General features: G+C 63.0%; 22 protein-coding genes. 7 read left to right on the forward strand and 15 right to left on the reverse strand.

Features of this window, described 5'->3' with window-relative positions; translation table 11 throughout:
- Window positions 1–136: 136 nt before the first annotated feature.
- Entirely contained in the window at window positions 137–958 is an 822-nt protein-coding gene (ku, locus tag ACVJNE_RS13905; protein ID WP_499566423.1) for a non-homologous end joining protein Ku, read from the forward strand.
- A 3-nt stretch (window positions 959–961) separates the two neighbouring features.
- Here ku (ACVJNE_RS13905) and ligD read toward each other — a convergent pair whose 3' ends face one another.
- Window positions 962–3,442 carry a DNA ligase D gene (gene ligD / locus ACVJNE_RS13910; RefSeq protein WP_499566425.1) on the reverse strand — a complete coding sequence of 827 codons (2,481 nt, stop codon included), beginning with the start codon at window positions 3,440–3,442 and terminating at the stop codon, window positions 962–964.
- A gap of 3 nt (window positions 3,443–3,445) precedes the next feature.
- Window positions 3,446–4,288, reverse strand: a complete 843-nt coding sequence (gene ku, locus ACVJNE_RS13915) for a non-homologous end joining protein Ku (protein ID WP_499566427.1) — start codon at window positions 4,286–4,288, stop codon at window positions 3,446–3,448.
- Window positions 4,289–4,428: 140 nt separating this feature from the next.
- On the opposite strand from ku (ACVJNE_RS13915), the gene ACVJNE_RS13920 reads away from it, so the two are divergent.
- Together ACVJNE_RS13920 and ACVJNE_RS13925 are read left to right on the forward strand one after the other, a co-directional pair.
- Window positions 4,429–5,409, forward strand: coding sequence for an SDR family oxidoreductase (locus ACVJNE_RS13920; protein WP_499566429.1), 981 nt, complete (start codon window positions 4,429–4,431; stop codon window positions 5,407–5,409).
- Window positions 5,410–5,414: 5 nt separating this feature from the next.
- Entirely contained in the window at window positions 5,415–6,485 is a 1,071-nt protein-coding gene (locus ACVJNE_RS13925) for a DNA topoisomerase IB (RefSeq protein WP_499566431.1), read from the forward strand.
- A gap of 13 nt (window positions 6,486–6,498) precedes the next feature.
- Here ACVJNE_RS13925 and ACVJNE_RS13930 read toward each other — a convergent pair whose 3' ends face one another.
- The 10 genes from ACVJNE_RS13930 to ACVJNE_RS13975 all read right to left on the reverse strand — a co-directional run bounded on the left by ACVJNE_RS13930 (window position 6,499) and on the right by ACVJNE_RS13975 (window position 15,686).
- The gene (locus ACVJNE_RS13930; protein WP_499566432.1) at window positions 6,499–6,969 is read right to left on the reverse strand and encodes a deoxycytidylate deaminase; all 471 of its coding nucleotides are present in this window, start codon (window positions 6,967–6,969) and stop codon (window positions 6,499–6,501) included.
- A gap of 5 nt (window positions 6,970–6,974) precedes the next feature.
- Complete coding sequence (locus ACVJNE_RS13935; protein WP_499566434.1) at window positions 6,975–8,411, reverse strand: aldehyde dehydrogenase family protein; 1,437 nt, start codon at window positions 8,409–8,411, stop codon at window positions 6,975–6,977.
- A gap of 14 nt (window positions 8,412–8,425) precedes the next feature.
- Window positions 8,426–9,289, reverse strand: a complete 864-nt coding sequence (locus tag ACVJNE_RS13940; protein ID WP_499566435.1) for a dihydrodipicolinate synthase family protein — start codon at window positions 9,287–9,289, stop codon at window positions 8,426–8,428.
- Window positions 9,286–9,633 (reverse strand): ferredoxin family protein, encoded by a 348-nt coding sequence (locus ACVJNE_RS13945; RefSeq protein WP_499566437.1) that lies wholly within the window; start codon window positions 9,631–9,633, stop codon window positions 9,286–9,288. Before ACVJNE_RS13945 ends, ACVJNE_RS13940 begins: the two co-directional genes overlap by 4 nt.
- A 6-nt stretch (window positions 9,634–9,639) precedes the next feature.
- Entirely contained in the window at window positions 9,640–10,416 is a 777-nt protein-coding gene (locus tag ACVJNE_RS13950) for an enoyl-CoA hydratase-related protein (protein WP_499566439.1), read from the reverse strand.
- A complete protein-coding gene (locus ACVJNE_RS13955) occupies window positions 10,413–11,594 on the reverse strand; it encodes a CaiB/BaiF CoA transferase family protein (RefSeq protein ID WP_499566441.1) in 1,182 nt (393 codons plus the stop codon). The genes ACVJNE_RS13950 and ACVJNE_RS13955 overlap by 4 nt, the downstream gene beginning before the upstream one ends.
- A complete protein-coding gene (locus tag ACVJNE_RS13960) occupies window positions 11,591–12,955 on the reverse strand; it encodes an FAD-dependent oxidoreductase (protein WP_499566443.1) in 1,365 nt (454 codons plus the stop codon). Before ACVJNE_RS13960 ends, ACVJNE_RS13955 begins: the two co-directional genes overlap by 4 nt.
- Before the next feature lie 76 nt (window positions 12,956–13,031).
- A complete protein-coding gene (locus ACVJNE_RS13965) occupies window positions 13,032–13,841 on the reverse strand; it encodes an ABC transporter permease (protein WP_499566445.1) in 810 nt (269 codons plus the stop codon).
- Window positions 13,841–14,638, reverse strand: coding sequence for an ABC transporter ATP-binding protein (locus ACVJNE_RS13970; RefSeq protein ID WP_444724927.1), 798 nt, complete (start codon window positions 14,636–14,638; stop codon window positions 13,841–13,843). Before ACVJNE_RS13970 ends, ACVJNE_RS13965 begins: the two co-directional genes overlap by 1 nt.
- Window positions 14,639–14,642: 4 nt before the next feature.
- The gene (locus ACVJNE_RS13975; protein WP_499566447.1) at window positions 14,643–15,686 is read right to left on the reverse strand and encodes an ABC transporter substrate-binding protein; all 1,044 of its coding nucleotides are present in this window, start codon (window positions 15,684–15,686) and stop codon (window positions 14,643–14,645) included.
- A gap of 158 nt (window positions 15,687–15,844) precedes the next feature.
- Between ACVJNE_RS13975 and ACVJNE_RS13980 the strand changes: the two genes are divergently transcribed.
- The 3 genes from ACVJNE_RS13980 (at window position 15,845) to ACVJNE_RS13990 (ending at window position 18,472) form a co-directional block, all read left to right on the forward strand.
- Complete coding sequence (locus ACVJNE_RS13980) at window positions 15,845–16,750, forward strand: LysR family transcriptional regulator (RefSeq protein ID WP_499566449.1); 906 nt, start codon at window positions 15,845–15,847, stop codon at window positions 16,748–16,750.
- Window positions 16,751–16,856: 106 nt separating this feature from the next.
- Window positions 16,857–17,306, forward strand: coding sequence for a pyridoxamine 5'-phosphate oxidase family protein (locus tag ACVJNE_RS13985; RefSeq protein WP_499566450.1), 450 nt, complete (start codon window positions 16,857–16,859; stop codon window positions 17,304–17,306).
- Between the two features lie 257 nt (window positions 17,307–17,563).
- A complete protein-coding gene (locus ACVJNE_RS13990) occupies window positions 17,564–18,472 on the forward strand; it encodes a nucleoside hydrolase (RefSeq protein WP_499566452.1) in 909 nt (302 codons plus the stop codon).
- A gap of 121 nt (window positions 18,473–18,593) precedes the next feature.
- Here the strand turns inward: ACVJNE_RS13990 and ACVJNE_RS13995 are convergent, their stop codons facing one another.
- The 3 genes from ACVJNE_RS13995 to ACVJNE_RS14005 are packed head-to-tail and all read right to left on the reverse strand — an operon-like array spanning window position 18,594 to window position 22,590.
- Complete coding sequence (locus ACVJNE_RS13995) at window positions 18,594–20,000, reverse strand: FGGY family carbohydrate kinase (RefSeq protein ID WP_499566454.1); 1,407 nt, start codon at window positions 19,998–20,000, stop codon at window positions 18,594–18,596.
- A complete protein-coding gene (locus ACVJNE_RS14000; RefSeq protein ID WP_499566456.1) occupies window positions 19,997–21,205 on the reverse strand; it encodes an FAD-dependent oxidoreductase in 1,209 nt (402 codons plus the stop codon). The genes ACVJNE_RS13995 and ACVJNE_RS14000 overlap by 4 nt, the downstream gene beginning before the upstream one ends.
- Window positions 21,202–22,590, reverse strand: coding sequence for an NAD(P)/FAD-dependent oxidoreductase (locus tag ACVJNE_RS14005; RefSeq protein ID WP_499566458.1), 1,389 nt, complete (start codon window positions 22,588–22,590; stop codon window positions 21,202–21,204). Before ACVJNE_RS14005 ends, ACVJNE_RS14000 begins: the two co-directional genes overlap by 4 nt.
- Before the next feature lie 175 nt (window positions 22,591–22,765).
- Between ACVJNE_RS14005 and ACVJNE_RS14010 the strand changes: the two genes are divergently transcribed.
- On the forward strand, window positions 22,766–23,521 hold the full coding sequence (locus ACVJNE_RS14010; protein ID WP_499566460.1) for a DeoR/GlpR family DNA-binding transcription regulator: 756 nt from the start codon (window positions 22,766–22,768) through the stop codon (window positions 23,519–23,521).

The following is a 23,521-nucleotide window of genomic DNA, read 5'->3' on the forward strand; positions in this document are numbered from 1 at the left end:
TTTCCCCCGCCGAGGTTTCCATCGCGATTGCCAGCCGTCGATGTCCAGCGTCTCAGCGCCGTTGCCGTTGCCCTACAGGGCAGACGGAACGAAGGAGAAGCTCCCACGTTGCCTGATCTGGAACGTGGAGACGGCAATGGCGCCACGCAGTTTCTGGAAGGGCTATCTGCGGCTTTCGCTGGTGACATGCCGGGTTGCGATGGTTCCTGCCACCTCGCCCAGAGGCAAAGTGCGTTTTCACACAATCAACCAAGCCACCGGCAATCGCGTCGAAAGCCGCTATGTCGACGAGGAAACCGGCAAGCCGGTTCGCGAGAGCGACGAGGTGAAAGGGTATCCCATTTCCGAGGACAGGTTCATCCTGCTCGAGGATGACGAACTGGAGGCGGTCGCGCTCGAAAGCGCACGAACCATAGACATAGACACCTTCGTGGCTAGGGAGGAAATTCCCTGGATATGGCTCGACAAGGCGCATTATCTCACACCCGACGACAAGATCGCCGAAGAAGCCTTTTCGGTGATCCGCGATGCGATGGCCGCGACGGGCATGGTCGGCATTTCGCGCGTGGTGCTCTACCGGCGAGAGCGCGCGTTGATGCTAGAGCCGCGCGGCAAAGGCATCGTCGTCTGGACGCTGCGATACGGTGACGAAGTGCGGGAGGCGGAAGACTATTTCTCCGGCATCGACAAAGGCAAACCGGATACAAAAGCGTTGCGGATGATCGGCAAGTTGATCGACGAACGCACCGCCGAATGGGACCCTTCCATCGTGCAGGACACGGTGCAGAAGCGCCTGAAACGCATCATTTCTTCAAAGAAGAAAAAGCAGAACCCGCCGGCACCGCGAAAGGGCGGGAAGAAGGAAGCACCGGCCGATACGCCCGACAATGTGGTTTCGATCATGGACGCGCTGCGTAAAAGCGTCGAGGCCGAGAAGAAGGGCGGCAAGTCGCGCTGAAGGCTATGATTTCTTGACTTTCAGCGGCGCGGCGGCCTTGCGGAAATCGCTCCACGGATCAGCAGCGAGATTGTCGAGCCGCGCCATCGCATTGTCGACGGTAAAGTAGCCTGGGCCGATCTCAGGCGCTAGATCCTCCCAGCCCAGAGGCATAGCAACCGTTGCGCCCTTTCGCGCACGCGTTGAATACGGCGCAATCGCGGTCGCGCCGCGGCCGTTACGCAAGTAGTCGACGAATATCCTGCCCTTGCGCTCCGCCTTGGTCGCCTTGGCGATGAAGCTGCCCGGAGCATCCGCTTCCATGGAATCGGCAAGTTGCCGCGCGAAGTCCTTGACCACGTCCCAGCCGACCGCGGGTTTCAGGGGCGCGACGACATGGAGGCCCTTGCCGCCAGTGGTCTTTACGAAAGCGGTGAGCTTGGCGGCTTCCAGCCGCTTACGCACCTCAAGCGCAGCGTCGATCACCGTGCTCCAGGCAACGCCATCGCCCGGATCGAGGTCGATCACGAGCTGGTCCGGCCTTTCGAGCTCGTCGAGGCTGGCCTGCCAAGTATGGATTTCCAGGGAAGCGCCCTGCACGAGGCCGACCAGTCCATCCAGGGAATCGACGGCTATCAGAGTGTCATCCTCGCCGTCTCCCTGCGGATCGCGACGTGTGAGGATTTCGCCGCTCATCCCCTTCCAACCGTGTTTCTGGAAGAAGCACTGCTGGGCTGTGCCTTGCGGGCAGCGCACAAGCGCCAGAGGGCGCGAAACGACATGCGGGGCCATCAGCCGCCAGACCTGAGCATAATAGCTCGCAAGCCCCTCCTTGGTGACGCCGGCATCCTTCCAGTAGACGCGGTCGGGGTGCGTGAGCTTCACCTTTGAGGTCGACGCCTTTCTGGTTGCCACGCCTTCATCCTCGCGCACCACTTCGCCGGCCGGCTTGTCCTCCCGCAGGCCACGAAACGCAGCATGGCGCAGCCTGCCATCCGCAGTCCAGTCGCGAAATTCGACCTCGGCGACCAATTGCGGTTTGACGAAACGGACGCCGCGCCGGGCCACCGCGTCGAGCTTGTCGGCAAACGGGGACGTCTTGCGTTCAAGGGCGCTGAGACGGGTGTAGAGATCGTGCGCGACTTCACGACTGAAGCCTGTGCCAACACGCCCCACGTGACGCAGCTTCCCGTCGTCGTAGACGCCCAGCACGAGCGAACCGATGGCCTGTTTCGACGTTGTCGAAGGCATGAAGCCACCAACGACCATCTCCTGCCGGTCGCTGCATTTCGACTTGACCCAGTCGCGCCCGCGACCGGAGGCGTATTTGCCGGAGGCACGCTTGGAAACGACGCCCTCCAGACTGAGGCGGCAGGCGTGGCGCAGCACCATCTCGCCGTCTTCTTCGAAGTGGTCGGAGTAGCGTAACGTATCCGGCGCGCCCTCGATAAGCTTGGCCAGCGCCGCCTTGCGATCCACGAGCGCGGCACCGCGCAGGTCGCGACCGTCCAGATAGAGAATATCAAAGGCATAGTAGACAAAACGGTCCGCGCGACCGGCGCTCAAATCCGCCTGCAGCGCGGAAAAGTCCGAAGCGCCGCCTGCAGCTTCGACGACCAGTTCACCATCGAGGATAGCCTGCTCGACAGGCAACGCGCCAAGCGCCTTCGGCACGTCTTCGCCGAATTTCGCGGTCCAGTCGAGACCGCTTCGGGTCAGCAATTTCACCTTGCCCTTTTCGATGCGGGCCTGGAGACGGTATCCGTCGAACTTGATCTCGTGGATCCAGCCCTTGCCGGCAGGTGCGTGCGGCTTCAGCGTGGCGAGCTGAGGCGCGACGAATTCCGGCATGCGCGCCTTCTTCGTCCCGCGAACCGCGGGTGCAGCCTTCTGTGGCGCCTTGTCGATCTTGCCGGTCCGGGACGACCAGCCTGGCTCCTCGCCGGCCACGTCCGCGACCTCCCTGCCGGTTTTGACGGATTCCGGCCGTTCCTCCAGAATGTCGGGATCGTCTTCCGAGCGGGCCTGGTCGTCGTCGCCCTTTATCAGCAGCCAATTGTCGCGCTTTTCTCGCGGCCGCTTCGCCATCCGCACGAGATGCCAACGGCCGGAAAGCTTCTCGCCCTCGAGCGTGAATTCGAGATGGCCCTTCTTGAGGCCATTCTTCGCATCACCTTCCGGCTTCCATGTTCCGCGATCCCAGACGATGACCGTCCCGCCGCCATATTCGCCTTTCGGGATCGTTCCCTCGAAGTCGCCATAGTCGAGCGGATGGTCCTCGACATGGACGGCAAGCCGCTTCTCCGACGGCACAAGGCTCGGGCCGCGCGTGACGGCCCAGCTCTTGAGAACGCCGTCCATCTCCAGTCGAAAATCGTAGTGCAGTCGGCGCGCGTCATGCTTCTGCACGACGAAACTGTTTCCGGCCGAAGCCTTGCGATCCGCGCCCTTCGGTTCGGGCGTCTTTTCGAAATCGCGCATGCGGCGATATGTGTCGAGCGCCATTGCTCAACCGGCCTTGCGTTTGGGCGTTGAAGCCGTCGAAGCCTTCTTCTTCGCGCTCCGCTTTCCCTTGCCGGCGGCGGCAGCACTCTCGCGCAGCGCTTCCATCAGGTCGATGACCTTGCCCTCGCGCTTTCGCTTCGGCTTTTCGATCTCGCGGCCCTCCGCCTTGGCCTTGACCAGTTCGGCGAGCGCGGCGTCATAGCGGTCGTCGAAGGCGGAGGGGTCGAACGTGCCGGATTTGGTGTCGATGATGTGCTTGGCGAGGTCGAGCATCTCGCCCTTGATCTTCATTTCGGGCACGGCGTCGAACGCATCGTCGGCAGCGCGCACCTCGCAGTCGAAGTTCAGCGTGTTGGCGAAGAGGCCACAGCCGCGCGGCCGGATCAGCAGGGTGCGCACCCGCCGGAACAGTACGGCGCGGGCCAACGCAACCACCTTCTTCTTGCGCATGCCCTCGCGCATCACGGCGAATGCCTCTTCGGCCGCTTCGTCTGCCGGCGCGACGAAATAGGGCTTGTCGAAATAGACCGTGTCGACTTCGTCGCACGGGACGAAACTCTCGACTGCCAGAGTCTTGTCGCTCTCCGGCACCGCCGCCGCGATCTCGTCCGGCTCCAGCAGGACGTAGTTGCCTTTGGACGTCTCGTAGCCCTTGACCTGATCGTCGCGATCGACGGGCTTGCCGGTTTCCTCATCAACGTATTCGCGCCGGACGCGATTGCCGGTCTTTCGATTGACGATATGGAAAGAGACGCGGTCAGAAGTCGTCGCGGCTGCATAGAGTGCAACCGCGCAACTCAATTCTCCGATACTGAGATGGCCTTTCCAGAGGGCTCTCGTCGCCATCGGTGCTTCTCCGTCTGATCCACAACACGGGGCGCTGGCTAAGGTTCCGCAGTGGCGATCGCAGGCGGCATACGAATTCGATGCACTCCGGAACCATACCGATCAGCCCGCCGTTCTGCGCTCAAATCGAGGAGCAGACGATGGCTGACCAGAAGCACGATGAAACCGCTGCCGACGCCGTCGAGCAGCAGCACCGCATCCAGCAGCAGGTGGACAGCAGCGACCAGGAGCAAGGCGACGGCGCGAAGCCCGGCGCGATGCAGGCAGGCGCCCGAACCTATCCGGTTCTGCCCTTTCCGAAACAGCATCAGGCAAAGCCGGGCGACGAGGCGATACTCGAGCCGCCGCCCATGTACGACGCGCCGTTCTGGCGTGGCTCGGGCAAGCTGGAAGGCATGACTGCACTGATCACCGGCGGCGATTCCGGCATCGGCCGCGCCGTCGCGGTTCTGTTTGCCCGTGAAGGCGCCGACGTCGCCATTTCGTATCTGAGCGAACACGAAGACGCCGAGACGACGCGGCTGGCGGTTGCTGACGAAGGTCGGCGTTGCCTGCTTCTTCCGGGAGATGTCAGCGACGAGGCCTACTGCCAGCAGGCCGTCGAGCAGGTCGTCGAGGAATTCGGCAGGCTCGACGTGCTCGTCAACAATGCGGCCTTCCAGTATCACGCGTCCGGTCTCGAGGACCTTGCAAGCGAGCATTTCGATACGACGCTGAAGACCAACCTCTACGGCTATTTCTACATGGCGCGCGCCGCCGTGAAGCACATGAAGAACGGCGGCGCGATCGTCAACACCGGATCCGTAACCGGCATCGAAGGGAGCGCGGAACTGCTTGACTACTCCATGACCAAGGGCGGCATCCACGCCTTCACGCGCGCGCTCGGCTCCAGCCTCGTTTCGAAGGGTATCCGCGTCAATTGCGTCGCGCCGGGGCCGGTCTGGACGCCTCTCAATCCTTCCGAGCGCCCTGCCGAGCAGGTCTCGACCTTCGGTGCGAACACTCCGATGAAGCGGCCGGCACAACCAGAAGAGATCGCGCCCGCCTATGTCTTCCTGGCGTCACCGCAGTGCTCCAGCTACATCACCGGAGAAATTCTGCCCATCATAGGCGGCTACTAACGGCGATGGACGCGTTCGTTGCGGGCAATGACCCGTCGGAGGCCGCAGAGCGCGCCGATCTGGCCTATGTAAACGATGCCGAACCGGGCATCCGCAGGCGCCGTGCCGGAAAGGGCTTCGTCTATCTCGACGAGAAAGGCAAACGCCTCGGAAGCGAAACCATTATCGGGCGGATCAAGGCGCTGGCCATACCACCTGCGTGGATGGATGTGTGGATTTGCACTCTGGCAGAGGGGCACATCCAGGCCACCGGCCGTGACCAGCGCGGACGCAAGCAGTACCGTTACCATCCGGCCTGGACGGCCTGCCGCGACGAAGCGAAGTTTTCGAGCCTTGCCATGTTCGCCCGGGCACTGCCGAAGCTTCGCAAACAGATCGACCGAGATCTTCGCAAGCATGGCTTGCGGCGCGAGCGGGTGCTGGCCTCTGTGGTTCGGTTGCTCGACACCACGCTGATACGTGTTGGAAACGACATCTACAGCCGCGATAACAAGAGTTTCGGCCTGACCACTCTGCGCTCGAAGCACCTCGATGTGGAAGGGGCAAGCCTGCGTTTCTCATTCATTGGGAAATCCGGGCAGAAATGGCGCCTCAAGTTCACCGACCGGAGGATCGCGTCAGTCGTACGCGCAGTGCAGGAACTGCCCGGCCAGCGTCTGTTCCAATATCTCGGCGACGACGGTGAAAGACGCGACATCCGCTCGCAGGACGTCAACGACTACATCAGGACTGCTATCGGCGCGGAATTCACGTCCAAGCACTTTCGCACCTGGGGCGCGACGGTTTCTGCCGCGCTCGCGCTGGGGTCCAGGGAGTTGCCGCCCTCGAAGCGCCAGCAGGCAATCGCGCTCAACGAAGTGCTGGACGCGGTGGCGAAGCGCCTGCGCAACACCCGCGCGGTTTGCCGTCGCTGCTACGTGCACCCTGCGGTCATCGAAGCCTGGCAGGATGGCACGCTGAGTGACGAAATCCAAACACTGCGGCGGCGCTATCGGCAGCCACTGAAAGGCCTGGACACCGATGAATCCATCGTGCTGCGCTGGCTTTCAGCGCGGAACGCCAATCTCGATCGGTAGGAAGGGTGTTGGATCAGTTTTTGTGCGCAAGCGGCTCATCAAGCGTCAGGACGGAAATACCCGCCTCGCGAAGCATGGTCTCCGACACGTCGAAGCTGTGATCCAGCTTTCCGTCGTTCCGGGGCTTCGGCGGACATTCGACGCAGACGATGCCCGACTGTATGATCGCGCGGGCGCAATCGGCGCAGGGGAAGCGGTTCACGTAGATCGTGCATCCCGCGAGCGCAGTTCCCGCGCGCGCCGCATTGTAGATGGCATTGCGCTCGGCATGTTCGATCCAGAAGAATTTCTCGCCGCTCGCGCGGTCGAAACGGCGGTCGTCGGCTGACGAGACGCCACGCGGCAGGCCGTTATAGCCCGTCGCGCGGATCTCGTGGCCGGGCCCGACAACCACCGCGCCGACCTTGAAGTCGCGGTCTTCAGACCAGCTCGCGACCTCGTCGCAGAGCCCCAGGAAACGGCCGCGCCAGATCTCTCCTCCCATCCGGTTCACCCCGCGAAGACGTATGCGGTCTTCACCGTCGTGTAGAATTCGGCCGCATAGCGTCCCTGCTCGCGCGGACCGTAGGAAGAGCCCTTGCGGCCACCGAAAGGCACGTGGAAATCGACGCCCGCCGTCGGCAGATTGACCATCACCATGCCAGCCTGCGACCTGCGCTTGAACTCGCGCGCCGATTTCAGGCCTGTTGTGCAGATGCCGGCGGACAGGCCGAACTCGGTGTCGTTGGCCACAGCAAGCGCTTCATCGAAGTCACCGACCTTGATGATCGAGCCGCAAGGCCCGAAGATTTCCTCGCGGTTGATGCGCATGGAATTATCGGTACCGAGAAACAGGGCCGGCGCCTGAAAGAAGCCGTTTGTCGCAAGTTCGAGCCGCTCGCCGCCGATCACTTCGGCCCCTTCCTTACCGGCAAGGTCGACATAGGCGAGGTTGGAATCAAGCTGCTTGCCGTCGACGACCGGTCCGATCTGCGTTTCGGGTGCGAGCGCATCCCCTACCCGAAGAGCCCGCATCCCGGCAACGAGCCTTTCGACGAACGCGTCGTGGACGCCGTCCTCGACGATCAGCCGAGACGAAGCGGTGCAGCGCTGACCGGTGGAGAAAAATGTCCCGTTAAGGCAAGCAGAAACCGCTACGTCGAGATCGGCGTCGTTGAGCACCACCATCGGATTCTTGCCGCCCATCTCGAGCTGGCATTTGCGCTTCAGTCGCCCGCAGACCTCGGCGATATGGCTGCCAGTGCCCACGGACCCGGTGAATGACAGAGCATCGACGCCGGGATGCGTGACGATCGTTTCGCCAACCACTGAACCACGGCCCATCACCAAGTTGAACACGCCGGGCGGGCAGCCGCATTCGTCCAGCAGCCGTGCGATGACATGCGCGCAGGCAGGCGTCAGATCAGCCGGCTTGAGGACCACGCAGTTGCCGTAAGCGAGGGCCGGGGCTGTCTTCCACGCAGGAATGGCGATCGGGAAATTCCATGGCGTGATAAGGCCGACGACGCCGACCGGCTCCCGGGTCACCTCGACATCGATGTCGGGGCGCACCGATGCCAGCATGTCCCCGGTCACGCGCAACGCCTCGCCGGCGAAGAACTTGAACACCTGCGCGGCCCGCATGGTTTCGCCGATGCCTTCGGCCAACGTCTTGCCTTCCTCCCGCGACAGCAGGCGGCCGATTTCCTGCGACCGTTCGGCGAGCTTGCGGCCCACAGCCTCCAGGAGATCATGGCGCGCTTGCGGTGTGGCCGCGGCCCAACCCGGTGCCGCGGCACGCGCTGCCTCCACCGCCCTCTCCGCATCGGCGCTGCTGCCCTGCGCATAAAGGCCGATCACCTCGTCCCAATTCGAGGGATTGCGGTTCTCGCCATAGGTATCAGCGCCGACCCACTCGCCGCCGATCAGATTGTCGTGCTTGTCCATTGATTCCCCCGAATTCAAAGCTGTCCGTCGATGCCGTCGAGTGCCTCACGCGCAGCACCGGCAAGCGGTACGAACGGCGGAAGTACACGGTTCCAGATTGTGTCGCCGGACCGCTTGCCGACGAGATATTTGACCGCCGGCACCAGAGGATGCGCGGCGATGTCGGACCGCAACTTGCCGATCCGGGCAGCAAGGCCGTTTTCGTCTCCCTTTTCGACAAGGGTCGCGCATAGTGGTGCGCTGATGTTGACCGTTGCGGAGATGCATCCTGCAAAGCCCGCCTCCTTCGCCTCCCCGAGGGCCGTTTCCGAACTCGGGAAAACCTTGAGGCCCGGCACCGCCTTCACCAGCGCGCGGCAGTAGGCCAGGTCGCCGGAGGAATCCTTGATGCCGGCAAAGCGTTCCGGATTGGCCTTCGCCAAGCGCGCGACCACGTCGACCGGAATCGGCACGCCCGTCATTTGCGGGAAATTATAGAAATAGACCTGGATCGGCGTATCGCCAAGCGCGCGATCCAGCGCTTCATACCAGGCCACGAGACCATCGCCGCTCACGGGCTTGTAGTAAAACGGCGGCAGCACGAGCGCCACCCGATAGCCCATGTCGGCGGCAGACCGGGTCAGGTCGAGCGTATCCTCCAGCGCCGGCAGGCCCGTTCCCACCATCAGTTTGCCGGCATCGAACGCTTCCGCCGCCCAGGCCATGACGTGCTTGCGTTGCGCGACGCCGAGCGAATTGGCCTCGCCCGTCGTGCCAAGCACGTTCAGGGCATCGCAGCCATTGGCCAGTGCCCAGCCGCAGTGCTCCAGGAAGGCTTCTTTCAGGGCACGACCATTCTCGTCAACCGGTGTCGGAACCGCGGCTACTATGCCTTTCATGCTGTCTTGTCCTCGATCGTTCTTTGTTGGAAATCACGGACCTCGCGATGGTCCGGTATCGGCTTGTCGCCGCGACGCCAGCCTCCCGGCTCGATCAGTGTTCCGTCGGCGTCATAAAACACGTCATTGTTGATGCGCACAAACTCTTGTTCCGCTTCGCCCACTTCGTCGGCGTAGCGGATCGCATCGACGGGACAGATGCTTTCGCACATGCCGCATTCGATGCATTCCACCGGGTGGATGTAGAACATCCGCTCGCCTTCGTAGATGCAGTCGACCGGACAGCTTGTCGTGCAGATCCCATCCTTGACGTCGATGCAGGCGCTCGTGATGACCAGAGGCATTGCAGCTCACTTTCCCTGCCAGACAGGTGTCCGCTTCTCCCGGAAGGCCAGCACGCCCTCGTCCTGATCTTCGGAAAGGAGCGCTGCGATCAGCTCCGGGGTCTGGAAGGAGCGCGCCTCGCGCGGTGAAAGATGGGCGGTCTTTCGTAGCGTCGCCTTGATGGCTTTGGTCGACAGAGGCGCACAGGCGAGAATGTCGGCCACCCAGGCATCGACCTCCGCGTCCAGCCGTTCGGCAGGCACGACCGCGTTCACGAGGCCATAGGCGGCGGCCTCGGTCGCGCTCATCATGCGGCCCGTCAACATCAGGCCCGCCGCGATATTGCGCGGCACGAGCCGTTGCAGCGCGACCATGCCGCCGTCGAGCGGCAAGCGCCCCACCTTCGCCTCGGGAAGGCCGAAACGCGCGGTGTCGGCGGCAATGACAATGTCGCATCCAAGGACCATCTCCATGCCGCCGCCCAGAGCCAGCCCATTGACCCGCGCGATAACGGGCACGTTCAGGCTCTCGCGCAATGAGATGCCGCCGAAACCGTTGGGGTTCTGCCGCGCCCAGTATTCCAGCCCTGAGAGGCCGGAACCTGATTTGAGGTCCGCGCCAGCAGAGAATGCACGGTCCCCTGCCCCGGTCAGAACGACGCAACGGACTGCGTCGTCGCTCTCGATCTTCTGCCAGATCGTTTCCAGCGCCGCTTCCGTATCGGCGTCCACCGCGTTCATGCGCTCGGCGCGGTCGATCGTAACCCTTGCCACATACCCGTCGATTTCGAGGCGAACTGTCATTCCGCTGCCCTCGCCGTCGGTTGCAGGCCGAACTCGTCGATCACCTCCTGGGTATGTTCGCCGAGACGCGGCGGCGCGTGCCGGAGCACCAATGGCGCATCACTGAGATGAACCGGGGAGCCGACGACCGTGAGTTGCCCCAGCACCGGATGCTCGAAATCGAGCAGCATGCCGTTGATCGCCGTCTGCGGGTCGTCAAGGGCTTCGCTGAGCGCGCGCACCGGCGCGCACAGCAAGTCCTGTTCCTCCAGCCGCGCGATCCAGTGGGCAGTCGTGTTCGTCGCGAAGGCATCCCGGAAACGCCCCTGCAGGTAGGGCTTGTCCGCACGCTGGCTGGCGAGATCCGGGAACTTCTCCGAGAGATCCTCGATGCCCAGCGCAGTACAAATGTCGCGAAGGGGATTTGCCTTGAAGGCACCGACCACGACCAGCGCGCCATCCGTGGTGTCGAACACGCCGGTGAGCGGCATCGCGGCCCAGTTGAGCACCTCCCGATGCTTGCTCCACTGGGCGGCTTCCTGCATCTGCATCGCGATCATGGAATCGTAGAGCGACACCGAGACCTTCTGGCCGTGGCCCGTCTTGCCGCGCGCCAGAAGGGCGGCAAGAACGCCCTGAACCAGATGCATGCCGGCCGTATAGTCGCACAGCGTCGTCGGGTAGATAGAGCGCGGTATGGACGGGTCGGAGGTCTTCTCCATGACACCGCTCATCGCCTGCGCCAGCACATCCTGCCCGCCCTTATGGGCATAGGGGCCCTTCTCACCGAACCCCGTGCCAGAGGCGCAGATGATGCGGGGGTTGATCGCCCTCAAAGTCTCGTAGCCGAAGCCGAGACGGTCCATGACGCCGGCGCGGAAGTTGTCGACCACAACATCGGCCTGACGCACAAGGTCGTAGACCATCTGCTTGCCGGCCGGCGACTTGGTATCGATCTCGACGGAGCGCTTGTTGCGGTTGAGCGAGGAATAGACGGCGTTGTTCATGCCGGCTTCCGATCGCTGATCGAAGAAATTACGCGACAGGTCGCCGGCGCCCGGCCGTTCGATCTTGATCACGTCGGCGCCGAAATCCGCCAGCATCTGCGTTGCGCAGGGGCCGAGCATGACCTGGGTGAAGTCCAGGATGCGGACTCCGGAAAGTGGGAGAGTATCGGTATTCACGGTCGTGTCCTTCATTCGGCGGCGACGTTTGCGACGAGTGCGTTTGCAGACGGAACGTCGCCCGGGTCAGCGCCCTGCGCGCGCATGCGTTTCTGGATGGTCGCGACATCGGCGTCCCGCAGCGCGCAGTTCTGGTCCAGCGCCACCGCGACCGCCACGCCGGCCGCCTCGCCCTGGGCCATGCAGGGCGGGATCTCGCGCGAAAGCTTCTGTGCCTCGCTCTCGACCGAATAGTGCCGGCCCGCAACGATCAGATTGTCGATGCCCTTGGGCAGCAGTGCGCGGAACGGCGTGTAGTAGTCGCGGCCACGGCAGACGCTGTCGGAGAAGTGGCGGCGAGAGCGCACGTCGTCGCGCGTGACGACATATTCTCCCTGCAACAGCCGCGTCTGGCGAATGCCGATCTGCTCGGCGGCGCCCAGCATCTTCGCGTTTTCGAAGCCCGGCAGGTTTTCGCGTACGAAAGCCAGCAGCTTCATCATCCGCGAGCGGCCTTCCACCTCGGCCGCCAGCATGTCCTCGGGCGACAGGCCGTCATAGCCCGGCATGTGCGGACAGTTGCACCAGACGATGCCCGGCAGGGGCGTCTTCAGCCACCACATGCCCCAGGCCCCGCCGATGACCCGGCGCACCTGCCGGTCGAGCGCCTTGTATTCTTCCGGGTTCTCGTATTCGAAGGCTTCCGCCTTGTCCGTGTCGACGTCGCAAAGGCGGAACACGGTCGTGACGATATACTGTCCCGTCATGAACGATGCCCCGGCCGAGGATGCCACGTCGAGGTCGCCGCTGGCGTCGATCACCATCTTTGCACGGATCGCCTGACGACCGAGCTTGGTCTGGCAGATCACGCCGGTCACGCGGCCGTCCTCCACCATCGCTTCGGAAAACCAGGAATGCAGGCGCAGGTTCACGCCGGCTTCGCGCACGAGGTCGAGGCTGACACGCTTCCAGCAGTCCGGGTCGAACGCGACGGCATGGATGATCGGCTGCGGCATGCCGGTCTTGTGGAAGTCGATGCAGCCCCAGCGCGACCACTTCTTCCACATATCCCAGTTGGTCAGGCAGTCCTGCGACGGCGGATAGACCGCGCCGTCCTGGGCTGCCATGCGATCGACGAACTCGCTGACGATGCCGGTGGTGACGATCTCGTTTCCGTCATTGACCATGTCGTCGAGAACGAGAACCATGCCGCCGGACGCCATCCCGCCAAGGTGATGGTAGCGCTCCATCAGGGTGACGGAGCAGCCGTTGCGGGCAGCGGAGACGGCCGCGCTCAGGCCGGCCGGACCACCGCCCACGACCACCACGTCGCAATCGGCAACGACCGGTACCTGCTCGCTTCGGTTCAAGGAAATATGCGTTGTGTTGGTGCTCATTTCGGCGCACTCCTCCCGTTGAGCCGCTGCGGGCGGCTCTGTTTCAGTTCAAATTTTGCTTCTGCTCAGGTTGTGCTCACCATCGCACAACCAGCCGTTCGACGACCGAGACCGCGACGAACAACAGCACCGACAAGCCCGACGACAGGAAAACGGTCGCGTAGAGCAAGGCGGAGCGGAAGTTGAATGTGGCGTCGAGGATCAGCGCGCCCAGCCCGAGGTCGGCCCCGACCCATTCGCCGACGATCGCACCGATGACGCAGGTGGTGGCCGCGATCTTCAATGCCGAGAACAGGAACGGCAGCGAGGACGGCAGGCGGATCTTCCAGAACACCTCCGACTTGGATGCCGACAGGATACGGGCCAGCTCCAGCGCCTGCGGGCTGACCGCCTGCAGGCCCCGCACCATGTTGACCAGGGTGGGGAAGAAGCAGATCAACGCCGCGATCACCACCTTCGCCGTGAGGCCTGCCCCGAAGATCAGGACCAGGATCGGCGCGATGGCCAGGATGGGAATGGTGTTGATGAAGACCGCGATCGGAAAGAATGCGCGCTCGGCCAACCGGCTATGCACGAACGCCACGGCGATCAGAACCGCGGCCAGATTGCCGACGACAAACCCCAACACGCTTTCGTAGAAGGTCGGCCAGAAGTTGCGCATGAGCTGCGGAAACTCGCCGACGAGCGTCGATGCCACGGCACTCGGCGTGGGCGCGATGTAATCGGGCACGCCAAAGGCACGCACGCCGACTTCCCACACCGCAATCAGCGCCGCAGCGGTTGCCACCGGCGTGGCGATGGCGATCACCCGGTTTCGCCGTGCCGCGGCGATCTCGGCGGCTTCGTCTGTCTGGATCACATTCAATGCGTTTTCGAGGGTGGTCATCAGCACGCCTCCAGCAGTCCGCGCAGATGCGCGGAATAGCGGGTGAATTCCGGCGTATCGCGCTGTGCGATGCTGCGCGGATACGGCAGATCGATATCGACGATTTCGTGCAACCGGCCCGGATGCGCCTTCAGCATCAGCACCTTCTGGCCGAGAAACACCGCCTCGGGGATCGAGTGGGTGACAAACAGGATCGTCACGCCCGTCTCTTCCCACACCTTCAGAAGCTGAAGGTTGAGATGGTCCCTCGTCATCTCGTCGAGGGCGCCGAACGGCTCGTCCATCAGGAGCAGCTTCGGCTGGCATACTAGCGCGCGGGCAATCGCCACACGCTGGCGCATGCCGCCTGAGAGTTCGTGCGGCAAGGCGTTCTCGCGCCCCTTGAGCCCTACCAGTTCGAGAAGCTCCATCGGGGTCTTGTCGCTGACCGGAATGTCGATGCCGCGGCTGCGGCCGATCTCCAGCGGAAGTTCGACATTCTTCAGGGCGCTGCGCCAAGGCAGCAACGTCGCGTCCTGGAAGACGAAGGCGAACTCGCGCGCAAGTCGCGCTGCCTCCGTCGTTTTGCCGAAGACCGAGACCTCACCCGCCGCCGGCGGGATGAGGTCCGACACTAGGCGCAGCAATGTGGACTTGCCGCAGCCTGACGGGCCGAGGATCGAATAGAAGGCGCCCGCCTCGATCTCAAGACTGATGTCCTGAATGGCCGTAAACTGGCCGAACTTGACCCAGGCATTGCGCAGACTGGCTGCAGGGACCTGGGTTCCTGCAGCAGCATTCGTCGAAACAGCGACCATCGGATCAGCCGACCTTCGGGCGGACGTCGGCGGTCTTGTCGAGAATGTCCAGCGTCATGATGTCGTCGACCGCCGGAGCATCCTTGGCGAACTGATCGAGTTCCGCATAGGTATCGATCTGGGCCTGCCAGTTCTCGCGCGTCATCACACCCCAGCCGCCGGACTTGGTGCTTTCGCTGAAGGAATAGTCGACCACGAGCGGCACGGCCTTGAGTTCGCTTTCCTTGTCCAGGTTCGGCAGACGCTCGACAAGGTAGTCGACGGCCTGCTCCTGGTTTTCCCGAACCCAGCCCCAGCCGCGCGAGATGGCACGGATCATGGCCTCGACCTTGTCGCCATGTTCGGCCAGCACACTGTCGGTGGTGTAGAACGGATTGGCATAGAGCTGGATGCCGGCATCCCAGAGGGTCATGTCGACACGCTCGTCGCCGAGCACCGACAGCGCGTTGACGTTGGTTTTCCAGCCCGTGATCGCGTCCACCTGCCCGGTCATCAGCGGCGCCATGTCGCTGCCGATCACCTTGAGCTCGACCTGGTCTTCGGAAATGCCGTTCTTCGCCAGCAGGGCGCGCAAAAGGATGCGGCCTGTCGCCTGGGTACCGATGACCTTGCCGATCATGTCCTGCGGGGTCTTGATCGGGTTCTTCTTCAGCGAGAAGTAGGTGTAGGGGTGCTGCTGATAGCCGGCCGCGATGCATTTGATTGGAATGCCTGCCGAGCGCGCCAGAAGCAGCGAAGGGCTGGACGAAACCTGGCCCAGATTGGAGCGGCCGGAAGCGACGGATGCGACGCCGTCCACATTCGGCCCGCCTGGCACGATTTCGAATTCCAGGCCTTCCTCAGCGAAGTAGCCGAGCTTGTCGGCGGCGATCTCGCCAAGGTTGCCGTTGCCAGTCAGCCAGCCGAGCTGCATCGACACCTTGAATTTGTCCTGTGCTGCTGCGCGCGAGATGGTGATGAAGGTTCCCGCGCCCGCCAGGCCTGCGGCGGCGCCCACGGTCTTGAGAAACGAGCGGCGGTTTACCCCTTTGGAAATTGCGTGCGACATTTGCAGTTCTCCCGGTTCCAACGATTGTGGCGATGGGCCGACTGTTCCCCGTGCCGGCTTCCATCACGAAGAGTAGAAGGGATATGCCTGATGCAAAAAGTGCAAAAACATGCTAACAGTGAGGCATATTCTGCATCGCCCCTTTCAGGAGCCGTACGGTGCATTCCAACTTTCTGCGGTACTTTGACGAAGTCGCCCGGCAGGGCTCGATCCGGAAGGCCTCGGCAATCCTGAACGTCTCCTCGACGACCGTGAACCGCAAGATCATCAGCACAGAAGCCGAGATGGGGGTTCGCCTGTTCGAGAGAACCCCGGAAGGGGTGACGCTGACCGATGCGGGTGCCATTGTCCTCGAGCATTGCCGCAAGACGCTGCATGACTACGAGCGCACCAGAACGCTCCTTGACGACATCCGCGACCTGCGTGCCGGCCATCTCAACATCGCGGCGATTGATTCCGTGACCTACGGGCTGCTGCCGCGCATCCTTCTCAGCTTCAACAGCATCTATCCCCAGGTGACGTATTCGATTACCACGGCACAGCCGGACGAGATCATGCAGGCGGTTGCGGATGGCCTTGCCGACATCGGCATAACATTCACGTTCGATCTGCACCCGGACGTCCGCGTCATTTCCGAAAAGACCGCGCCTATAGGCATCATCATGCGGCCGGACCATCCGTTTGCCGGGCGGACCAACCTGATGATTGCCGACATTGCCGGGCAGAAAATGGTGCGCACGGTCGATGCGCGCGGCCGCAATTCGATCATCGACCAGGCGATTTCCGGCATGTCGGCGGCGCTGTCGACAAGCTGCTTCACCGACACTCTCCATGTTGCCAAGCAGATGATTTTGGCCGGGCGCGGTGTGGGCCTCTACACCAAGATCGGCTTTTACGAAGACATCCAGCAAGGCACGCTGTGCTTCGTGCCCCTGATGCACGACGTGCTTCTCAACCTGAGGATCGGCGTCGTGATGTCCGCGTCGTCCGGCATCTCGCCGCCTGAACGGCTGCTGGGCAACGAAATCCGCCGCGCTTTGGCGCAACTGCGGCTCGATTCGTGATCGGATGGTGAAGTGACCGGAACGGGTTTCGGCGCCGAATTGACACGCGACAAAGCGGGTGCCGGCAATTGGCGCTTATTGATCAGTCTTCAAAGGAGACGCAGCCATGATCATCCGCGATATTCCACAGGCCCAATGCAAAGCGCTTGTCGCTGCCAACCGGCTCGCGCGTCTTGCATGCTCCGAGGCAGATCGCCCCTATCTCGTGCCGATCTTCTATGCCTATGCCGATAGCTGCGCCTATGCCTTCACCATGCCGGGTCGGAAGCTGAACATAATGCGCAACAATCCGAACGTAGCGCTGCTTGTAGAGGAAAAAGGCCACGGCCGGGGCTGGAGCAGCGTCGTAGCAGAAGGACGCTTCGAAGAACTGCCCGATCGCATCGGCTCCAAAAGAAAGAGGGATTATGCATGGTCGCTGCTCAGTCAGCACACAAGCTGGTGGGAACCGGGCGCTCTGAAGCCGGTCACCCCACCGCTGTCCGACCATGCCGGCAACGTCTTCTTCCGCATCCTAATCGATCAGATGTCCGGACGCGAAGCCATCGACGAATAGAACCCTTCAGTACAACGGCCCCACGGAACCATTGCAATCCAAGTCACCCTCCACCTGACACCCAACAACGGCACGTATGCGACGCGGTCCAGCACCGGCTACACCGCTGTTTTGCTTACCGCGACCATCGCTGTCGGCGCCGCGCAGCGAAAGCTCAAGTGACCGGAGGTCGTGTCGGGGCATTAACCGGTTCGAAAGATCGGTAACGATCGCAAACGTCTTCCAGAGACGCTCGACGTCGATTAAGACCTGGCGTCATGAAACTGATTATCGACACAGACCCCGGCGTCGACGACGCGCTGGCCATTCTCTACGCGGCAGCGGACCCAGAAATCGAGCTTCTGGGGCTGACCACGGTCTTCGGCAACGTCACCGTCGCCCAGGCTACCCGCAACGCGCTGCATCTCGTCGAACGTATCGGGCGCGACGTGCCCGTTGCGCAGGGTGCCGCACAACCCCTTGTGTTGCCCCCCTTTGCACCTTCGCACCACGTTCATGGGCCCGAAGGCTTTGGCGCGCTAGCCGCGCCGCTGCCCCGGGGAGCGCCCCACAATGAAAGCGCCGCCGAATTTCTCTGCCGGACCGTTCGTGAACATCCTGGAGATGTTGTGGTCTGTCCGATCGGGCCGATTACCAACATAGCGGCCGCCATTGAGATGGACCCAGCCTTTGCCACCAACGTGCGAGAGATGGTCGTCATAGGCGGCGCTCTCGATTCGCCCGGCAACATCACGCCTTTTGCCGAGGCCAACACCTACCACGATCCTCATGCGCTCGATATCGTGCTGGCCTCCGGCGCTCCGATAACCATGGTCGGCCTCGACGTGACCCTCAGGGTGCTGCTTACAGACACAGATTTCGATCTCGTTGCGGCCAGCAACATTGCAAACGGCTCGTTTCTCAAGGACATCAGTGGCTTCTACCTGGATTTCTACAGATCGATCGGATTGACGGGCTGCGGCCTTCACGACCCCATGACCCTGATCGCCGCCCGCCATCCCGAACTCTTTTCCGGCGAGCGAACGCCGCTGAGCGTGGATCTGGAAGGCCCTGCGATCGGAAAAACCCGCCGCACACACGGCCGCCCCTCGGTGAATGTTCTGCTCGATTGCGACGCCGAAGCGATCAAAGCGCGTTTCCTTGACGCCTTAGTCGACCCGAGCTGAAGCCAAAAGCCTGCCCGAGAACTGGCATCCCTTCGTGTCGTCCTGGAAGCTGGCGACGTTACCGGCGCGGCCAAACGGCTGTCGATAATGGTATCCCCACCACGCGAACAGGTCGGGCGTGTTACCCGTTCGCGCCGAAGGCGCGGATCGCGTCCCTGGCCTTCGCGAACGTCTCGAACCAACCCGGATCGACCGGACGGGGCGTCAACAGACGGCCGGTGGGCGCTCTCTCGAGCGAGAAACCCGCGCCGACAGCGGCAAGCTGCGCGCATCCCAACGCCGTCAGTTCGGGCTCATCCGAAATCATAAGCGGCCGGCCCAGCACGTCGCAGAGGAACTGGCAGAACCAGGGATTGCGGCTCATACCACCGTCAATGCTGACGGGCTCCGAAATGGCAGTGGTTGCCGCGATGGACGACATCACCTCGGCAGTCCTGAAAGCCACGCCCTCCAGAACGGACTGCGCCATATCGATGGATTTACTGTCCAGCGACAGCCCCATCCAGGCGCCTCTGGCGTTGCGGTCCCAATGCGGGCAGGCAAGCCCAGCCAGTGCAGGCACGAAAGCTATGCCACGCGAGATCGCCGGTGGTCGGTCGAATTCATCGATGTCCGCGAAATCGGAGAACAGTCCCAAGCCCCTCGCCCAGTTGACCGCTGACGAGGCGGCATACACCCCGCCATCGAGCGCATGGACATTTCGACCAGCCTGATCGCTCCACGCGATGGTCGGCAATGGTCCGTTCCCGCGGGCTAACGTACCCGTCAGCGTAAGCGCGAAAGCGCCGGTGCCAAAGGTGATCTTGGTGTCGCCTTGCTTGCGCGCGCCATGTCCGTATAGAGCGGCCTGCTGGTCCACGACGGAGGCCGTCAGCTTCCTCCCGCCAGGAAGGGTTCCCAGGATGCCGCTCGTAGGCCGTATTTCTGGAAGCGCCTCCATGGGTACGCCGAACAGAGCGCATAATTCCGGATCCCATGTCCCGGTCTCCAGATCCAGCAGGCTCGTGCGGGATGCGGTGCTCGGGTCGGTCGCGAAACTTCCAGTCAGCCTGTCTCGAAAGAACGCGTCGGTGGTTCCCAGCCGAAGCTTGCCTGCGCGCAGCAGTTCCCGCGCCTGCGGCACATGAGTCATGATCCACCCCAGCTTCGACGCGGAGAAGTATGGATCGAGCGGCAGCCCAGCCTTCGACAAGGTGAGCGCTTCGGCCCCGCCTGCCTTGAGGCGGTCGCATATCTGCGCCGTGCGACTGTCCTGCCAGACAATGACCGGCGTTATGGCACGGCCCGTCTGCGCATCCCAGGCCAGACAGCTCTCGCCCTGATTGTCCAGTCCGACGCAATCGACATCGGGCGCCGCTTGCAGACATCCAGTCAGGTTCGCGATCAGCTCTTCAGGGTCGTGTTCCACATGCTCGGGAGCAGGATAGAACTGTCTGTGTTCCACGGAATGGACAGTGGTGACGCCGGCCTCATCCACCACCAAAGCGCGGGTCGACGTCGTGCCCTGATCGATGGCCAGCGCCCTCATTCTTCCTCCAGCACGATTTCGACCGGACCGCTTCTTTGGGGCAACGGCAAAGTTATGCGGCGCTCCGGGCGGGTACTGATGCGGCGCGAGGCGACTTCCACCCCGTCAACGCGCATGGAAAGCCGTCCCCGCACCGGGCGAGTGACACGCAGTTGCAGCCTATTCAGGGCGGCCTCCGCACCCGTTCCCACGTGCTGCGGAATGGCCCAGCCGAGCGCATCACCGACGAGATTGAGCCGTGTTGTTTCGCGTGCAGGCAAGGCGTTTTCCAGCGCAAGGCACATGGCCTTGCCTACGGCCCTGCCTTCAGCCCAGCTCCAACCAGCGGTTTCCACCGGACGCAGTACGTTCCCGGCGGCGAAGTATGCAGGATCCGTACAGCGGCCGTAGCTGTCCACAACCGGGCCGCCGGTGGCCGGATCACGCTCGATATGGCTCCCATGCAGCAGCGCCGCCTCCGGCAGGAAACGCCCACTGACGATGACTCCGTCGGCTTCAACCACCGTTTCGCCGGCCGGGCCTTCGAGCACGACGCGCTCCACCCAGCTACGGCCTTCAATGCGCTTTATGTCCGTCGACAAATGCAGGGGGATACCCTTGAGCCAGGGATAGATCCCCGTTGGCCAGCGTGCCGTGACCGTAGGATTCGGCTCGACCATCGCGACAGGACGAATGCCTGCATGGCCGCAGGTCATGATTGCAGAGAACGAGACAAGTTCGGTTCCCAGGATCACCGGCCGCCGGAATGGCCTTCTGCCTTCGAGATAGACCATACCCTGCAGCGCGCCCGTGGGTAGGATGCCACCCGGCTTGTCGCCACCGATAAGCCTTTGCGCACGGGAACTTTCCCGTACCCCGGTCGCGATCAGGACCAGTTTGGAGCTAATGTGCGAGCGGCCGGCATCCGACGTGACGCCAACCCGCGGTCCCGGCTCCAGTTCCACAACGTTGACGCCCGTCGCGACGCGCACCCCCGCCTTCACGGCACGGTCCACCAGCTTCTTCGCATAGTCGGGGCCCTTCATCAGCCGATGAAATTCCCGGAAGCCGAATGGATAGTGCCCGCAATGACGCGGGATGCCGCCTGCGCAATTCTCGCGATCCAGCACCAGCACCGACGCGACAGACGCGAGCGTCGTCGCCGCGGCCAGTCCGGCCGGTCCGGCGCCGATGACGACCACGTCTGCTTCGGTCGGCAAGCTCATTCGATCCCGTCCGCCATGTCATGCTCTAGACGACCGGCCGTGATGCTGGCCAGCTCCGCCGAGCAGAAGAACCCCTGGCAGCGCCCCATCGTGACGCGTGTACGGCGCTTCAGGCCGGCCAGCGACCGAGCGGGCAGCGGACCGTCGAGCGCTGCGAGCACTTCGCGCCGCGTGACCATCTCGCAGTGGCAAACGACCCCGCCATGACCAGGGACCTCCCAGTCGCGGGGAGCATACTCGCTTATATTGGAGACAGTCGGCCAAACCGGCGTAGAAGGCGCATCGAGCGTCAGACCGGCCAGGCGCTCGACATGCGCTGCGATACCTAGAGCGGCCGACAGGCCGGTCGAACGAATGCCGCCGACGGTAATGTAGTGTCGACCCTCATGGCTGCGAATCTGAAAATCCTTGAACTCGGTCGCGGGGCGTAGCCCGGCGTAGATGGCAGTCACAGCGTGCGCGCCCAGTCCGGGGAGTATCTCCGCGCCGCGCTTGCGAAGCTGTTCGAGGGTTTCGGGAACCAGCGTGGCGTGCTCGCGCTCTTCCTGATCTTCGGCAGTCGGACCGACGAGCAGATTGCCGAAGGCCGTTCGGCAGACCACCACCCCCTTCGTCACCTTGTTTGGCACCGGAAGAATGATATGCGCTGCCAGCGCGGCTGCGGACTTGTCGTAGACGACGAACTGCCCCTTGCGGGGTCTGATGCTGAAATCGCGTCGACCGATCAGCCTTTCGTCAATCACGTCGCCCCAAAGCCCTGCGGCGTTGACGACCAGCGATGCACTCACCGTGCCTTTCGTGGTTTCGAGAACCCAATGCCCCTCATGGCGCCCTCCCACCACCTCGGCCCCGCGAAGCAGTTTCGCTCCGTTCTCGATAGCCTGCAACATATAGGCAAAGGGAGCCGACCACGGATCGATCAGGTATTCACGAGGAACGCGGAACGCACTACGAGCCCCGGGACCCAGGCCCGGTTCGGCGTCCCGCATGGCAGAGTGGGAGAGCATCTCCACGTCCGTGACACCGTTTTCCTGCGCCTGCGCCACCAAGCTTGGCAGGGCCGCCTCCTCCTCTTCTGTCCACGCCACGACGAGCGCACCAGAGCTGACGAGCGGCAGGCCGAGTTTCGGATGGATCCTCAGGTATTCCTCATATCCTTGCGCAATGCACGCCTGCTCGAGCGATCCGGGTGGGGCGTCAAACCCCGTGTGAAGGATGGCGGAATTGGCCTTCGAGGCTCCGTCCAGAATATCCGCCGCCCTCTCGACGACCGCCACGCGGGCGCCAGCCAGCGTGAACCGGCGCGCGAGCGCACAGCCAACCACGCCCGCGCCAATGATCGCGACGTCGAACAGACCGGACAGGGCTGGAGCCGAAGCGGTCAAGGAACTCTCCGTTTGAAAGCCTGTTTGTCAGCCAGATTGCCCAAATAGTCAACACAGAATGAGGTTTTGACCGTTTTGTCTTTGAGAAGTGGATTTATTTTGTTGACATGGCCATTTCCGGCGGGCCTAAATCCTGAGACCGGACCATTCCAGAGTCTGGAGAAGGGGAACAGGGGTGAAGCCGCAGCAGCGTCGGACACGCGTGCTCGATATTATCGAACGCGAAGGCGAAGTGACCGTGGATATGCTTGCCTCCGATTTCGGGGTCTCGGCTGAAACGATCCGTCGCGATCTGGCGGTGCTTGCCGAGGAAGGATCCGTCCAGAAGATTCACGGCGGCGCGCGGCGGATGCGGCTCCATGCCGAGGGCACCTTCGACGAACGGATGGATGAGGCCGCTGCGGGCAAGAACGAGATCGCACGCAAGCTGGCGCAAATCGTAAAGCCGGGCGATACCTGCCTGATCGACACCGGATCGACGACGTTGGCGTGCGCCCATGCGCTGACCAGCACTACCGGGCTGACAATTGTTACGAATTCGGTGCGTATAGCGCACGTCATGGCCAGAGGGACTGGCAATGCGCGCGTGCACCTGATCGGAGGCCTCTACGCGCCCGACAACGATGAATCCGTCGGCGCCGATGCGATCGAGCAGATTGCCCGCTTCCGCGCCGACTATGCGATCGTCGGCGTTGCGGCCCTGGACATGTCAGCCGGCGCCTATGCTGCGGATTTCGACGAAGCATCCATCGCGAGGGCGATGTGTTCCAACGCCCGCAAGATCGTCGTCGTTGCGCATGTGGACAAATTCGGACGGCAGGCGGCGCATCGCATCTGTCGGCTGGATGAGATCGACATTCTGGTGTGCGACGGGATGCTTGAAACGCAGACAAGGCTCGCGCTCCAGTCGGCCGCGGTGACGGTGCAATGA

The sequence above is a fragment of the Mesorhizobium sp. DxT genome (genome assembly GCF_058448885.1).

Coding starts and splice junctions, on each gene's coding strand:
- ACVJNE_RS13920 (WP_499566429.1), top strand. CDS start 4,429: ATGGCTGACCAGAAGCACGATGAAACCGCTGCCGACGCCGTCGAGCAG.
- ACVJNE_RS13990 (WP_499566452.1), top strand. CDS start 17,564: ATGAAACTGATTATCGACACAGACCCCGGCGTCGACGACGCGCTGGCC.
- ACVJNE_RS13955 (WP_499566441.1), bottom strand. CDS start 11,594: ATGAAGGACACGACCGTGAATACCGATACTCTCCCACTTTCCGGAGTC.
- ACVJNE_RS13930 (WP_499566432.1), bottom strand. CDS start 6,969: ATGGGAGGAGAGATCTGGCGCGGCCGTTTCCTGGGGCTCTGCGACGAG.
- ACVJNE_RS13975 (WP_499566447.1), bottom strand. CDS start 15,686: ATGTCGCACGCAATTTCCAAAGGGGTAAACCGCCGCTCGTTTCTCAAG.
- ACVJNE_RS14000 (WP_499566456.1), bottom strand. CDS start 21,205: ATGAGCTTGCCGACCGAAGCAGACGTGGTCGTCATCGGCGCCGGACCG.
- ACVJNE_RS13945 (WP_499566437.1), bottom strand. CDS start 9,633: ATGCCTCTGGTCATCACGAGCGCCTGCATCGACGTCAAGGATGGGATC.
- ACVJNE_RS13925 (WP_499566431.1), top strand. CDS start 5,415: ATGGACGCGTTCGTTGCGGGCAATGACCCGTCGGAGGCCGCAGAGCGC.
- ku (WP_499566423.1), top strand. CDS start 137: ATGGCGCCACGCAGTTTCTGGAAGGGCTATCTGCGGCTTTCGCTGGTG.
- ACVJNE_RS13935 (WP_499566434.1), bottom strand. CDS start 8,411: ATGGACAAGCACGACAATCTGATCGGCGGCGAGTGGGTCGGCGCTGAT.
- ACVJNE_RS13965 (WP_499566445.1), bottom strand. CDS start 13,841: ATGACCACCCTCGAAAACGCATTGAATGTGATCCAGACAGACGAAGCC.
- ACVJNE_RS13960 (WP_499566443.1), bottom strand. CDS start 12,955: ATGAGCACCAACACAACGCATATTTCCTTGAACCGAAGCGAGCAGGTA.
- ACVJNE_RS13950 (WP_499566439.1), bottom strand. CDS start 10,416: ATGACAGTTCGCCTCGAAATCGACGGGTATGTGGCAAGGGTTACGATC.
- ligD (WP_499566425.1), bottom strand. CDS start 3,442: ATGGCGCTCGACACATATCGCCGCATGCGCGATTTCGAAAAGACGCCC.
- ACVJNE_RS13940 (WP_499566435.1), bottom strand. CDS start 9,289: ATGAAAGGCATAGTAGCCGCGGTTCCGACACCGGTTGACGAGAATGGT.
- ACVJNE_RS13970 (WP_444724927.1), bottom strand. CDS start 14,638: ATGGTCGCTGTTTCGACGAATGCTGCTGCAGGAACCCAGGTCCCTGCA.
- ACVJNE_RS13995 (WP_499566454.1), bottom strand. CDS start 20,000: ATGAGGGCGCTGGCCATCGATCAGGGCACGACGTCGACCCGCGCTTTG.
- ku (WP_499566427.1), bottom strand. CDS start 4,288: ATGGCGACGAGAGCCCTCTGGAAAGGCCATCTCAGTATCGGAGAATTG.
- ACVJNE_RS13985 (WP_499566450.1), top strand. CDS start 16,857: ATGATCATCCGCGATATTCCACAGGCCCAATGCAAAGCGCTTGTCGCT.